The 13,772-nt window shown below is 72.9% G+C and carries 10 protein-coding genes and 1 pseudogene; 2 read left to right on the top strand and 9 right to left on the bottom strand.

The annotated features are described in order from the left end of the window. Positions 1 to 129 precede the first annotated feature (129 nt). Complete coding sequence (gene lepA, locus OG373_RS26015) at positions 130 to 1,995, bottom strand: translation elongation factor 4 (RefSeq protein WP_266391299.1); 1,866 nt, start codon at positions 1,993 to 1,995, stop codon at positions 130 to 132. Positions 1,996 to 2,251: 256 nt separating this feature from the next. On the opposite strand from lepA, the gene rpsT reads away from it, so the two are divergent. Further along, positions 2,252 to 2,518 (top strand): 30S ribosomal protein S20, encoded by a 267-nt coding sequence (rpsT, locus tag OG373_RS26010; RefSeq protein WP_030384651.1) that lies wholly within the window; start codon positions 2,252 to 2,254, stop codon positions 2,516 to 2,518. Positions 2,519 to 2,713: 195 nt separating this feature from the next. Here rpsT and OG373_RS26005 read toward each other — a convergent pair whose 3' ends face one another. Then, positions 2,714 to 3,106 carry a hypothetical protein gene (locus OG373_RS26005; RefSeq protein WP_405440658.1) on the bottom strand — a complete coding sequence of 131 codons (393 nt, stop codon included), beginning with the start codon at positions 3,104 to 3,106 and terminating at the stop codon, positions 2,714 to 2,716. A gap of 12 nt (positions 3,107 to 3,118) precedes the next feature. Next, complete coding sequence (gene holA, locus OG373_RS26000) at positions 3,119 to 4,111, bottom strand: DNA polymerase III subunit delta (protein ID WP_397728842.1); 993 nt, start codon at positions 4,109 to 4,111, stop codon at positions 3,119 to 3,121. A 61-nt stretch (positions 4,112 to 4,172) separates the two neighbouring features. On the opposite strand from holA, the gene OG373_RS25995 reads away from it, so the two are divergent. Beyond that, positions 4,173 to 4,415 carry a hypothetical protein gene (locus OG373_RS25995; RefSeq protein WP_405440657.1) on the top strand — a complete coding sequence of 81 codons (243 nt, stop codon included), beginning with the start codon at positions 4,173 to 4,175 and terminating at the stop codon, positions 4,413 to 4,415. Positions 4,416 to 4,426: 11 nt separating this feature from the next. Here the strand turns inward: OG373_RS25995 and OG373_RS25990 are convergent, their stop codons facing one another. The 6 genes and pseudogenes from OG373_RS25990 to leuS form a co-directional block, all read right to left on the bottom strand. Next, positions 4,427 to 5,317, bottom strand: coding sequence for a YceI family protein (locus OG373_RS25990; protein WP_405440655.1), 891 nt, complete (start codon positions 5,315 to 5,317; stop codon positions 4,427 to 4,429). Between the two features lie 136 nt (positions 5,318 to 5,453). Further along, positions 5,454 to 7,679: pseudogene (locus OG373_RS25985) on the bottom strand (ComEC/Rec2 family competence protein); the annotation flags it as partial. 146 nt (positions 7,680 to 7,825) lie between these two features. After that, entirely contained in the window at positions 7,826 to 8,815 is a 990-nt protein-coding gene (locus OG373_RS25980) for a helix-hairpin-helix domain-containing protein (RefSeq protein ID WP_405440653.1), read from the bottom strand. Between the two features lie 98 nt (positions 8,816 to 8,913). Beyond that, positions 8,914 to 9,759, bottom strand: a complete 846-nt coding sequence (locus OG373_RS25975; protein ID WP_397728852.1) for a DegV family protein — start codon at positions 9,757 to 9,759, stop codon at positions 8,914 to 8,916. A 259-nt stretch (positions 9,760 to 10,018) separates the two neighbouring features. Then, entirely contained in the window at positions 10,019 to 10,762 is a 744-nt protein-coding gene (locus OG373_RS25970; protein ID WP_405440651.1) for a hypothetical protein, read from the bottom strand. 136 nt (positions 10,763 to 10,898) lie between these two features. Next, entirely contained in the window at positions 10,899 to 13,769 is a 2,871-nt protein-coding gene (gene leuS / locus OG373_RS25965) for a leucine--tRNA ligase (RefSeq protein WP_405440649.1), read from the bottom strand. Between the last annotated feature and the right edge of the window lie 3 nt (positions 13,770 to 13,772).

Raw genomic sequence — 13,772 nt, 5'->3', positions numbered from 1 at the left:
CGTCGAGCAGTGATCAGACTAGAGCGACTCCGCCGCGTGCGTAAGAGCCCGCGAGCGGCCGCTTCATAACGAAACAGGCCCCCGCACCGGAGTGCGGGGGCCTGCTTGCGTCGGGTGACGGCGGGGCGGCTACTTCTTCTTGCCGCCGGACTCGTCACTGGAGAGGACGGCGATGAAGGCCTCCTGCGGGACCTCCACGGAGCCGACCATCTTCATCCGCTTCTTGCCTTCCTTCTGCTTCTCCAGCAGCTTCCGCTTACGGGAGATGTCACCGCCGTAGCACTTGGCGAGGACGTCCTTGCGGATGGCGCGGATGGTCTCGCGGGCGATGACGCGGGAGCCGACGGCCGCCTGGATCGGGATCTCGAAGGCCTGCCGCGGGATGAGCTCGCGCAGCTTGGCGACCAGGCGCACGCCGTAGGCGTAGGCGGCGTCCTTGTGGCAGACGGCGGAGAAGGCGTCGACCTTGTCGCCGTGCAGCAGGATGTCGACCTTGACCAGGCTGCCGGACTGCTCCCCGGTGGGCTCGTAGTCCAGGGAGGCGTAGCCGCGCGTCTTGGACTTCAGCTGGTCGAAGAAGTCGAAGACGATCTCCGCGAGGGGGAGGGTGTAGCGGATCTCGACGCGGTCCTCGGAGAGGTAGTCCATGCCGAGCAGGGTGCCGCGGCGCTGCTGGCAGAGCTCCATGATCGCGCCGATGAACTCGGAGGGCGCGAGCAGGGTGGCCCGGACGACCGGCTCGAACACGTCCGAGATCTTGCCCTCGGGGAACTCGCTCGGGTTGGTGACGGAGACTTCCTTGCCGTCTTCCATGACCACGCGGTAGACCACGTTGGGCGCGGTGGCGATCAGGTCGAGACCGAACTCGCGCTCCAGGCGCTCGCGCACCACGTCGAGGTGGAGCAGGCCGAGGAAGCCGACGCGGAAGCCGAAGCCGAGCGCCGCCGAGGTCTCCGGCTCGTAGACCAGCGCGGCGTCGTTGAGCTGCAGCTTGTCGAGGGCCTCGCGCAGGTCCGGGTAGTCCGAGCCGTCGAGCGGGTACAGGCCGGAGAAGACCATCGGACGCGGGTCCTTGTAGCCGCCGAGGGCCTCGGTCGCGCCGTTGTGCAGGCTGGTGATGGTGTCACCGACCTTGGACTGGCGGACGTCCTTCACGCCGGTGATGATGTAGCCCACCTCGCCGACGCCGATGCCGTCGGCCGGGGTCATCTCCGGCGAGGAGACGCCGATCTCCAGCAGCTCGTGGGTGGCGCCGGTCGACATCATCCGGATGCGCTCGCGCTTGTTGAGCTGGCCGTCGACGACACGGACGTAGGTCACGACACCGCGGTACGAGTCGTAGACCGAGTCGAAGATCATCGCGCGGGCCGGGGCGTCCTTGGGGCCGACCGGGGCCGGGACCGTGGCGACGATCTTGTCCAGCAGCGCGTCCACGCCGAGACCGGTCTTCGCCGAGACGCGCAGGACGTCCTCCGGCTGGCAGCCGACCAGGTTCGCGAGCTCCTCGGCGAACTTCTCCGGCTGGGCGGCCGGCAGGTCGATCTTGTTCAGGACCGGGACGATCGCGAGGTCCTTCTCCATCGCCAGGTACAGGTTGGCGAGGGTCTGGGCCTCGATGCCCTGGGCGGCGTCCACGAGGAGGACGGTGCCCTCGCAGGCGGCGAGGGAGCGCGAGACCTCGTAGGTGAAGTCGACGTGCCCGGGGGTGTCGATCATGTTGAGGACGTGGGTGTTGCCCTGCCCCTCGCCCGTGGTGGGCGCCCAGGGCAGCCGGACCGCCTGGGACTTGATCGTGATGCCGCGCTCACGCTCGATGTCCATGCGGTCGAGGTACTGGGCGCGCATCTGCCGCTGGTCGACCACACCGGTGAGCTGGAGCATCCGGTCGGCGAGGGTCGACTTGCCGTGGTCGATGTGCGCGATGATGCAGAAGTTGCGGATCAGCGCCGGGTCGGTACGGCTCGGCTCGGGCACGTGGCTGGGGATCGCGGGCACGCAGTGTCCTGATTCTCGGTCGCAGTCGGAAGCGTTTGCGGAGCGTCGGTCGGAGCGAAAGTCCGGCTCCCGTCGCTCTCGGCGGCGCGATGTCGGATCTGTACGCAGACTCCCATGGTCCCATGGACGGGGCAGTGCGCTCGGTTTGGGCCGCCAGGAGCGTGCCTGGTAGCCTGGGCAGCTGTGTCTCGTATGCCCTCTCAGCTGTCGAGGCACAATCCGAAGATCAACCTCTGAACCTGAAAAGGCTCTATTCGTGGCGAACATCAAGTCCCAGATCAAGCGGAACAAGACGAACGAGAAGGCGCGCCTGCGCAACAAGGCCGTCAAGTCCTCGCTCAAGACCGCGATCCGCAAGGCCCGCGAGGCCGTCGTCGCCGGTGACGTCGAGAAGGCCACCGTGGCTTCCCGCGCTGCCGCGCGTGCGCTCGACAAGGCTGTCTCGAAGGGTGTCATCCACAAGAACGCCGCCGCCAACAAGAAGTCGGCGCTGGCCACCAAGGTTGCCTCCCTGCAGGGCTGAGCTCCCTGATGTGAATGCCGGGAAGGACCCAGCGGGCCCTCTCTCCCGCTCCTGACCGGCACCCCGCTCCGCACACGAAGCGTTCGCCACGCGGGTGCGGAGCAACCAGAAGTAACCGAAGGCCCCGGCCCCCACCCTTCCCCAGGGCGGTGGCCGGGGCTTTCGCGCTGCCCGGCGGGCCTCACCGGGCGGGGCTCAGTCGTAGATGTGCTGAGGCGGTACGCGGTGCGGCAGGGGCCGACGCCAGTCGCCCTCACGGGCCACGAGGACCCGGCGGGCCAGGGTGCGCGCCTCGCACCAGCCCTGCTCGGCGGTCAGTGACTCGGCCCACAGGCCGGCGCGGCCGCGGACGTCGGCCTCGCCGAGGATCCGGCCGATGGCCCGGAGGTCCTGCAGGGCCTCCGGTGCGAGGGTCCCCCGCTCCGCCATCCCCTCGGCCAGGTGGAGGACGAAGTCGGCGTCGTCGGTGACAGGAACGCTCTTCACCCCGTGCTCACCGGCCCAGGCCAGCTGATCCGCGGCATCGGCGGCGAGGACGACCAGCAGCCTCGCGATCCAGCGCTCCCAGTAGTCGGCATCGTCGTACATGCGGGGTGCGCGCTAACCGCGCTGGGGGCGGGCCGCGCGGGCCACCGCCACGACGGCCTTCTCCAAGGCGTACTCGGGGTCGTCGCCGCCGCCCTTGACCCCCGCGTCGGCGGCGGCCACGGCGCGCAGCGCTTCCGAGACCCCGTCCGCCGACCAGCCGCGCATCTGCTGGCGGACCCGGTCGATCTTCCACGGGGGCATGCCCAGGTCCCGGGCGAGGTCACCGGGGCGGGCTCCGCGCGGGGCGGAGGCGAGCTTGCCGATCGCGCGGACCGCCTGGGCCAGGGCGCTGGTGATCAGGACCGGCGCCACCCCGGTGGACAGGGACCAGCGCAGGGCTTCCAGGGCATCGGCCGCCCGCCCCTCGACCGCCCGGTCGGCGACCGTGAAGCTGGAGGCCTCGGCCCGGCCGGTGTAGTAGCGGGCGACGACGGCCTCGTCGATGGTGCCCTCGACGTCGGCGCACAGCTGCGCGGCCGCGCTGGCCAGCTCCCGCAGGTCGCTGCCGATGGCGTCCACCAGGTTCTGGCAGGCCTCGGGGGTCGCCGACCTGCCGAGCGTGCGGAATTCGCCCCGCACGAAGGACAGTCGGTCCGCCGCCTTCGTCATCTTCGGGCAGGCGATCTCCCGCGCGCCCGCCTTGCGCGCCGCGTCCAGCAGGCCCTTGCCCTTGACCCCGCCGGCGTGGAGGAGGACCAGGATGATCTCCTCGTAGGGCGCGGCGAGGTAGGCCTTGACCTCCTTGACGGAGTCCGCGGACAGGTCCTGCGCGTTGCGCACGACCAGCACCTTGCGCTCGGAGAAGAGCGAGGGGCTCGTCAGCTCGGCGAGCGTGCCGGGCTGGAGCTGCTCGGAGGCGAGGTCGCGGACGTCCGTGTCGGCGTCGGCGGCGCGGGCGGCCGCCACCACCTCGCGCACGGCGCGGTCGAGCAGCAGCTCCTCCTGCCCCACCGCGAGGGTGAGCGGGGCAAGCGGATCGTCGGTGGAGTTCTTCCTGGTGGCCATCGCCTCCAGCATCCCACGCCGCACTGACAGCCCTCCGCCCCGCGTGCCCGAGAATGGTCGCGTGAATGTGCGACATGTACTCGTCCTGCCCGACCGCGACGCCGCCGAGGAGGTGGCCCAGGAGGCCGTCGACCGCTTCGGACTCCCGGAGGAGCCGCAGTTGTTCCGCGACGCGCTCGCCGGCGAGGACGACGCCGAGGACGCACAGTGGCTGGTGGTCGTCGAGGACCCGCAGGAACGGCTCGACACCACCTCGCTGGACGACCTCGCCGCCGAGTACGAGGGCTGGCTGGAGGCCCCGTAGGGCTCTGCCGATCAGGCCTTGCGAACGGCCTGGATGTCCAGCGTCACTTCCACGCTCGAACCGATCGCCGCGATCCCGTGCGCCAGCATCGACTGCCAGTTGAGGGTGAAGTCCTCGCGGTGCAGTTCGGTGGTGGCCCGGCAGGCCGCCCGCAGTTCACCCTCCATGCCGTTGCCCAGACCGAGGTACTCGGTGTCCAGGGTCACGGACCGGCTGACCCCGTGCAGGGTGAGCGCGCCGGCGACGGTCCAGCCGCTGCCGCTGCGGTGGATGAACCGCTCGCTGTAGAACTCCACCGTGGGGTGGCGGACCGCGTCCAGGAAGTCCCCCGACCTCAGGTGGTCGTCGCGCAGCCGCACCCCGGTGTCGATGCTGGCCGCGTCGATGATCACGTGCATGGAGGAGTCCTCCATGCGCTCGGCTATCCGCACCGCCCCGGCGAACGTGCTGAACCGGCCGCGGATCCGGGCCAGGCCGATGTGCCGGGCCGTGAACCCGATGGTCGAGTGCGTCGGGTCGAGCTCCCAGTGGCCGGGCTGCGGCAGCAGCGGCGGCTCCACCGCGTCCAGGATGATCTCCGCGGTGCCGGACTGCGCCGGGTCCCCCACGATCGTCACCCCGTGGAACGGCGCGTATCCCTCGGCGGTCACCGAGAGCCTGTACTCCCCCTCCGGCACGGCCGCGGTGAAACCGCCGTACGGGTCGGTCTCGCCCTTGACGATGCGGCGGCCGATCGGGTCGGTCACCTCGAACACGGCCTGTCGGAGCGGCCGGTGAACCGTGTCGAGGACCCGGCAGCTGAGCAGACGCGCCGTCGGCGGCAGCGTCAGTGTCGCGGATGTGGAGGGACTGGAACTCCCGGCCGTCCCGGCCGTCTCCATCCCCCGTCTGCGACCGAACATGGCTGATGCACCCCCGTGCTGTGTGGACTTGGACCGTTCTGGCGAAGACGCATTCGATCATGCTGTCGGGTTGTGGGCAAACAGAGGGGTCACGCCCGGTATGACCGCGCCTTTTCCGCCGCCGGTTGGCCGGAAACGCATGCAGCCGAACTCCGGCTCCGGCGACGGCGATCGAGCCGTCGATGTCGGTACGCAGCACGGTCGCCCCCGTCTCCCGCAGCCGGGCGAGCGTACCCGGCGCGGGGTGTCCGTAGCGGTTGCCCACGCCGACGGGAACGAGTGCGAATCGCGGCCGGACCCGTGCGTACAGCTCGGGGTCCTGGTGGGCGGAGCCGTGGTGGGCCACCTTGAGCACGTCCACCGGGCCGAGATGCGGATGCTCCCTCAAGAGGCCCTGCTGCGCGGGCGGTTCGAGATCTCCGAGCAGCAACAGGGTCAGGCCCGCGCCACGCACCAGCAGGGCGACGCTCGCGTCGTTGGGCCCCTCGGGCGGCGGGCCGGCCGGCGGCGGCCAGAGCACCTGCCACTCGAACGCCCCGGCCCGGCGCCGCTCCCCCTGCACGGCCCGCACGATCGGCACGCCGGCGGCCGCCGCGGTCCGCCGGACGAACTCGGCCTGCGCCGGGGGCTCTTCCAGGGCGGTGGCCTGGATCACACCCACGGACCGGCCCCGCAGGACCCCGGACAGGCCTCCCACGTGGTCGGCGTGAAAATGCGTCAGCAGGAGCAGCGGCACCCGCTGCACCCCCAGGGTGCGCAGGCACTCGTCCACCGGGCCGGGATCCGGGCCGGCGTCGACCACGAGGGCCTCTCCCGGGCCGACCGCAAGGACGGCGGCGTCCCCCTGCCCCACGGCGCACTGGACGTAGCTCCAGTCGGGCGGCGGCCAGCCGGTGAGCGTACGGGTGAGCTGCGGCGGCCGCAGCACGGCCAGGAGCAGCAGTACCGCCAGCGCCGAGCAGAGCCACCCGCGCCCGCGGAACCGGGCAGCGGCGATGGCCACGACGGCCAGGGTGACGCCGGCCAGCAGCACGCCACCGGTGAGCCCGCCCGGCCAGGACAGCTCCGCGCCGGGAAACCCCGCCCCTGCCCGGGCCACGCCCGCGATCCACCCGGCCGGCACCCCCGCGCAGCGCGCCAGCACCTCCGCGGCGGGCATCCAGACCGGGGCGGCCGCCAGCGCGGCGAAACCGAGCACCGTCGCCGGACCGGCCGCCAGCTCGGCCAGCAGGTTGCACGGCACCGCCACCAGGCTGACCCGGGCGGCGAGGACGGCCACCACGGGCGCGCACACCGCCTGGGCGGCCGCGGCGGCCCCCAGTGCCTCGGCGAGCCGGGGCCCGGTCCCACGGCGCCGCAGGGCCTCGCTCCACCGGGGCGCGAGGGTGAGCAGCGCCCCGGTGGCCAGGACGGAGAGCAGGAAGCCATGGCTGCGGGCCAGCCACGGGTCGTGGAGCACCAGCAGCAGCACGGCAGCGCCCAGGGCCGGGATCAGGGACCGGCGCCGCCCGGTCGCGATGGCCAGCAGGGTGACCGCCCCGCAGGCCGCGGCCCGCAGCACGCTCGGCTCCGGCCGGCACACCACCACGAACGCCAGCGTCAGGGCCGCCCCGCACAGGGCGGTGACCCTCAGCGAGAGCCCGAGCCGGGGTGCCAGCCCGCGCCGCTCGGCCTGCTGCGCGCGGGCCGGGGGCCCGATGAGCAGGAACAGCACCACGGTCAGGTTGGATCCGGAGACGGCCAGCAGGTGCAGCAGGTCGGTGGCCCGGAAGGCCTCGTGCAGATCGGGCGGAACCCTGGACGTGTCCCCGACGACCAGTCCCGGCAGCAGGGCCCTGGCATCCGGTGCGAGCCCCTCGGTGGCCTCGCGCAGCCCGGCCCGCAACCGCCCCGCGAACCGCTGGACGGTGTCCGGGCCGGCGGTCACCCGGGGCGGGGTGTCACCGGCCGGCCGGAGCAGCGCCACGGCCCGCTCCCCGCCCCGCGCCGGGGCCAGCCGGGCGACGACCACCACCCGGGTGGACGGCTGCAGCCGGGCCCACTGCGCATGCCCGGCCAGCACCCGCACGGGGGTCTCGACCCGGGTGCTCGTCCCGTCGGGCCCGGTCACCCGGGTCACCACCGCGTCCAGAACCGTCACGGGCGGCCCGCTCCCGCTCCGGGCGGCCCTCGGGTCGGAGCCCACGGTGAGCTCCGCGAGCACACGGGCGTGTTCCCGCGCCAGCCCCGCCACCGGCCCGGCCCGCGCCTCGGCCCGCTGGAGCCCCGCCACCCCGGCCCCGGCGGCCGCGCACAGCAGGACCGCTGCCGCGGCCGGGGCGAGCCGCCAGAGCCGTCCCGGACGCAGGCACCCGCACAGCATCAGCAGGCCCGCGCAGGCCACCCCCAGCCCCACCCCGAGAGCCGTGCGGCCGACGGGCGCGTCCAGGGCGAGGGCGGCGGCCGCCCAGGCGGACACGGCGGGCACCGCGAGGCGCAGGTCCACCGGGCCCGCGCCCTCCGGGCCGTTCACGGCCGCACCAGCGTGCGCAGGTCGGCGAAGCGCCGCTCCCCGATGCCGTCGACCTGGCGGAGCTCCTCCACGGAGCGGAAGCCGCCGCGGGCCGTACGGAAGTCGACGATGTGCTGTGCCAGCACCGGCCCGACCCCCGGCAGACCGTCCAGCTGGGCGACCGTGGCCGAGCCGAGACTGAGCGGTCCGGAGCCCGGCCCGCCGCCCGCCCCGCCCGGTGGCGGCTGCGCCGGGGCGCCGACCACCACCTGCTCGCCGTCCACCAGCACGCGGGCCCGGTTCAGCCCGGAGGTGTCGGTGCCCGGGCGCACTCCCCCGGCGGCGGCCAGCGCGTCCTCCACCCGCGAACCGGCGGGCAGCCTCCGCACCCCCGGGTCCCGGACCTTGCCGCTGATGTCGACGACGATCCGCACGGCGCCGCCGGACCCACCGGGACTGCCTCCCCCGGCCGGTGCCCCCGCGGACGCAGAGGACGCAGCGGACGCCGCCGGAACCGCCCCCGGGGCCACCACCGCGGGTGCGGTCACCGCCTGCGGCCGGGCCCACCAGTACTGCTGCCCGGCGAATCCGACGGCGGCGACCAGCACCACGGCGACCGCCGCCACCGTGCGCGGCCGTACCTCGCACCGGTCCTGCAGCCACAGCGGCAGCCGCTCCCGGACGGCCAGCCCCCGCGCGGCCCCCGGGGTCAGCCCGGGCGCCTCGGCAGCGGGCACCTGCGGATCCGCCCCGGCCCGCGCCCCGGCCGCGACCTCGACCGGCACCCCGGCCGCAACGCCGGCCGGCACCTCGGGCAGCGCCTCGGGCGGGCTGCTGCCCCCGAGCAGGGCCTCGGCCCGCCGGCGCACCGCGCCCGGGTCGGGATGAGCGACCCGCCGACCGCGACGGGCCGCACGACGGTGCCGCAGACGGCTGTCGGAGAGTCGGGGACGGCCCGGGCCACTGGTGGCGCCCGACGGATACGAAGCACGCGTTCGAAGAGTCATGCGACGACCGTAGGGGCCGACCCCCGGCCCCGTTCGGAACACTCAATTCCGGTGGAAAAAAAGATCGTTGTGGATAACCGAGCCACTCGTTCCGGTGGTCAGCGGGGTGAGACGACCGCCGCCAGCAGCCCCGGCCCGGTGTGCGCCCCGATCACCGCGCCGACCTCACTGACGTGCAGCTCGACCAGGCCGGGGATGCGCTCGCGAAGCCGCTCGGCGAGCTTCTCCGCCCGCTCCGGAGCGGCCAGGTGGTGCACCGCCACGTCCACGGCGGCGGACCCGGCGCGCTCGACGGCCAGCTCCTCCAGGCGGGCGATGGCCTTGGACGACGTACGGACCTTCTCCAGCATCTCGATCCGGCCGCCGTCCAGCGTCAGCAGGGGCTTCACCGCCAGGGCGGATCCGAGCAGCGCCTGCGCGGCCCCGATCCGCCCGCCGCGGCGGAGGTAGTCGAGGGTGTCGACGTAGAAGTACGCGGACATGTCCGCCGCCCGCTTCTCGGCGGCCGCCACCGCCTCGTCCACGGATCCGCCCGCCTCGGCCACCTCGGCGGCGGCGAGCGCGCAGAAGCCGAGGGCCATCGCGACCATGCCGGTGTCCAGGACACGGACGGGCACGGGAGCGGTCCTCGCCGCGACCACGGCCGCGTCGTAGGTGCCGGAGAACTCGGCGGACAGGTGAAGGCTGACGATGCCGGTCGCCCCGGCGTCCGCCGCCGCCCGGTAGGCCCGGACGAACTCCTCCGTGCTGGGGCGCGACGTGGTGACCGAGCGACGCTTCTGCAGGGCGAGGGCCAGGCTGCGCGCCGAGATCTCGGTGCCCTCCTCCAGTGCCTCGCCGCCGAGTACGACGGTGAGCGGGACGGCGGTGATTCCGTGCCGCGCCATGGCCGGTCGGGGCAGGTAGGCCGTGGAATCGGTGACGATGGCGACATGGCGGGACATGAGCCGGAGGTTACCGCCAGTGGGGGCAGGACGGCAGCCCGGACCCATGACGCGACCGTCGCGGCGCTCCCGGAGGCGACGCGAGCCTACGGTACGAGCCCCCGCCCGGCTCACCCGCCGGCCCTGCCACGCCCCTGCTCCGGTCAGCCCCGGCCCACCCGGTCGGCCCGGTCGGCCCGTCTCAGGCCGTACCCGCAGCTCGTGCTCTCAGGTCGTGCCCGCAGCTCGTGCCCGCAGGCCGTGCCCGCAGCTCGTGCTCTCAGGTCGTGCTCTCCGGCCGGCGCGTCTTCTGCCAGGGGTACTGCGGCGCCGGGGCCGCCGGATTCAGGGCGGCCCGGGACTGCTCCGCGCCCGGGCTCGCGCCGGTGGCCGGACCTGCCGCCGGACCCGCCGCCGGCCCGTTCGCCTGCGCCGCGTCCCATGCCGCGGCCGCCGCCGCGAGGTCGTCCACCGGCTCCCGCGCCCAGTCCCGCAGCGCGTCGGACTCGACCTCGATCTGCTCGGACAGCGTGGACAGATCGTCCTGCGCGAAGCGCTGGGCCCGGTCCCGCGCGGCCCACCGCAGCGAGTCCGCGGCCTGCTTGATCTTGGCCGTCCGCTCCCGCAGGTCCGGCAGGCGCTCCGCGATCCGCCCGCGATCCGGGTCCTGCTCCAGCCGCTTCAGCTCGTCGTCGAGCTCGCGTCCGTGCGCATTCAGCCGCTCGAACAGCGCGATCGACTCCTGCAGCGAGGCATCCGTCCGGACCCCGTCCTGCAGCGCCTGCTGCGTGGCGCGCATCGAGGTCCGCAGGTCGAGCCGCAGCTGCGCCAGCGCTCCCGCGACCCCGACCTGCCCGAAGCTCTTGGCGCGCAGGGTGGTGTCCTCCACGGTCCGCCGCGCCTGCGTGATGGTCCGGTCCACACCGCGCTTGGTCGCCTGCACCACCTTGACGGTCGCGTACACACCCAACCCCAGGAAGGTGAAAAGCACCATCAGCGCGAAGATGATCAACGCGGCCTCCATGAGCGTCCCTTCCCCAGTACCCGACGGCTCTTTTCCGTCCCCTCCACGGTAAACGCAACGGGCAGGTCGGGGGTTCCAATCGGACCCCCAACCTGCCCGTACGGGATCCCCCCTATGCGGGAGGGGCGCCTCGGACTCAGATGACGATGTTCACCAGCTTCGGCGCTCGCACGATCACCTTGCGGATCTCCGCGCCGCCCAGCGCCGCCACGACACCCTCATCGGTCACGGCCAGCTGCTCCAGCTCCGCCTCCGAGATCGTCGGCGACACCTCCAGCCGCGCCTTGACCTTGCCCTTGACCTGCACCACGCACGTCACGCTCTCGTCCACGACGTACGCCGGGTCCGCGACCGGAAAGTCCTGGTGGACGACCGACTCGCTGTGACCCAGGCGGTGCCACAGCTCCTCCGCGATGTGCGGGGCCAGCGGGGCTACCAGCAGCACCAGGGCCTCGGCGACCGAGCGCTCCAGCGGGCGGCCGGCCTTCGTCAGGGCATTGTTCAGCTCGGTGATCTTCGCGATGGCGGTGTTGAAGCGCAGCCCCGTCAGGTCCGAGCCGGCCCCGTCGATCGCCTTGTGCAGCGCGCGCAGCGTGTCCTCGGCGGGCTCGGCGTCGACGACCGTCACCGCGCCCGTCTCCTCGTCCACGATGTTGCGCCACAGGCGCTGCAGCAGCCGGTACTGGCCGACCACGGCCCGGGTGTCCCACGGACGGGAGACGTCCAGCGGGCCCATCGCCATCTCGTACAGGCGCAGGGTGTCCGCGCCGTACTCCTCGCAGATCTCGTCCGGCGTGACGGCGTTCTTCAGGGACTTGCCCATCTTGCCGTGCTCGCGCTTGACCTGCTTGCCCTCGTAGAAGTAGGCCCCGTCCCGCTCCTCGACCTCGGCCGCCGGGACGTACACACCGCGCTCGTCGGTGTAGGCGTACGCCTGGATCATGCCCTGGTTGAAGAGCTTGTGGAACGGCTCCGCCGAGGACACGTGGCCCAGGTCGAACAGCACCTTGGACCAGAAGCGGGCGTACAGCAGGTGCAGCACCGCGTGCTCGGCGCCGCCCACGTACAGGTCGACACCGCCGTGCGGCGCGCCCTCGCGCGGTCCCATCCAGTACTGCTCGATCTCCGGGTCCACCAGGGCCGACGCGTTGTTCGGGTCCAGGTAGCGCAGCTCGTACCAGCAGGAACCGGCCCAGTTCGGCATGGTGTTGGTCTCGCGGCGGAAGGAGCGCACGCCCCGGCCGTCGCCCAGGTCCAGCTCGACGTTCACCCACTCGCCGTTGCGCGACAGCGGGGTCTCCGGCTTGGAGGTGGCGTCGTCCGGCTCGAAGGTGCGCGGCGAGTAGTCCTCGACCTCCGGCAGCTCCAGGGGCAGCATCGACTCGGGCAGCGGGTGCGCGACGCCGTCCTCGTCGTAGACGATCGGGAAGGGCTCGCCCCAGTAGCGCTGCCGGCTGAACAGCCAGTCGCGCAGCCGGAAGTTGACGGTCCCCTTGCCGATGCCGCGCTCGGCCAGCCAGTCGGTGATCGCGGCCTTCGCCTCGACGACGCCCAGGCCGTCCAGCGCGATGCCCTCACCCGTCGAGTTGACCAGCTTCGCGTCGTAGGAGACGAAGGCGTCGTCCCACTCGGCCGGGTCGGTGCCACGCCCGTCCGACGGCTCCACGACGCAGCGCATCGGCAGCTCGAAGGCGCGCGCGAACTCGAAGTCGCGGCCGTCGTGCGCCGGGACGGCCATGATCGCGCCGGTGCCGTAGCCCATCAGCACGTAGTCGGCGATGAAGACCGGGACCTTGTCGCCGCTGACCGGGTTGATCGCGTACTCGCCGGTGAAGACACCGGTCTTGTCCTTGGCCTCGGCCTGCCGCTCGACGTCCGACTTCGAGGCGGCCTGCTTGCGGTACGCGCTGACGGCCTCGGCCGGCGTGGCGTGCCCGCCGGTCCACACCTCGTGGGTGCCTTCGGGCCAGGCGGCCGGGATGAACTTCTCGACCAGCGGGTGCTCGGGCGCCAGCACCATGTAGGTGGCGCCGAACAGGGTGTCCGGGCGGGTGGTGAAGACGGTGATGGCCTCGTCGCCCAGCGCGAAGTCGACGCGCGCGCCCTCGCTGCGGCCGATCCAGTTGCGCTGCTGCAGCTTGATGGCCTCGGGCCAGTCCAGCGCGTCCAGGTCGTCCAGCAGCCGGTCGGCATACGCGGTGATCCGCATGTTCCACTGGCTCAGCCGGGACTTGAAGACGGGGAAGTTGCCGCGCTCGGAGCGGCCGTCCGCGGTGACCTCCTCGTTGGCCAGTACGGTGCCCAGCCCGGGGCACCAGTTCACCGGCGCGTCCGAGGAGTACGCCAGGCGGTACTCGTTCAGCACGTCGGCCCGCTCGGCCGCGGTCAGACCGGCCCAGGCGCGGCCGCCGGGGACCTCACGGGAGCCGTCCTCGAAGGCGGCGACCAGCTCGGTGATCGGCCGGGCCTTCTTCGCGTCGTCGTCGTACCAGGAGTTGTAGATCTGCAGGAAGATCCACTGGGTCCACTTGTAGTAGTCCGGGTCGATCGTGGCGAACGACCGCCGCTTGTCGTGGCCCAGGCCCAGCCGGCGCAGCTGGACCTTCATGTTCTCGATGTTGGCCTCGGTCGAGACGCGCGGGTGCGTGCCGGTCTGCACGGCGTACTGCTCGGCCGGCAGGCCGAAGGCGTCGAAGCCCAGGGTGTGCAGGACGTTGTGGCCGGTCATCCGCTGGTGGCGGGCGAAGACATCGGTGGCGATGTACCCGAGCGGGTGTCCGACGTGCAGGCCCGCACCGGAGGGGTACGGGAACATGTCCATGATGAACTTCTTGGGCCGTGCGACCACCGCGGGATCCCCGGCCAGGTCACCGGTCGGGTTCGGGGCCTCGTACGTGCCCTGCGCGTCCCATACGTCCTGCCAGCGTGCCTCGATGTCGGCGGCCATGGCAGCCGTGTAACGGTGCGCCTCGGCCGCCTCGGGGGCCGGGGTGTTCGTCTCGCTCATGAT

Origin of the sequence: Streptomyces avidinii (genome assembly GCF_045161815.1) — a bacterium.
GTDB lineage: Bacteria > Actinomycetota > Actinomycetes > Streptomycetales > Streptomycetaceae > Streptomyces > Streptomyces avidinii.
Note: the sequence above shows the minus strand (reverse complement) of the source record. Positions and strands in the feature narration are given on the sequence as shown.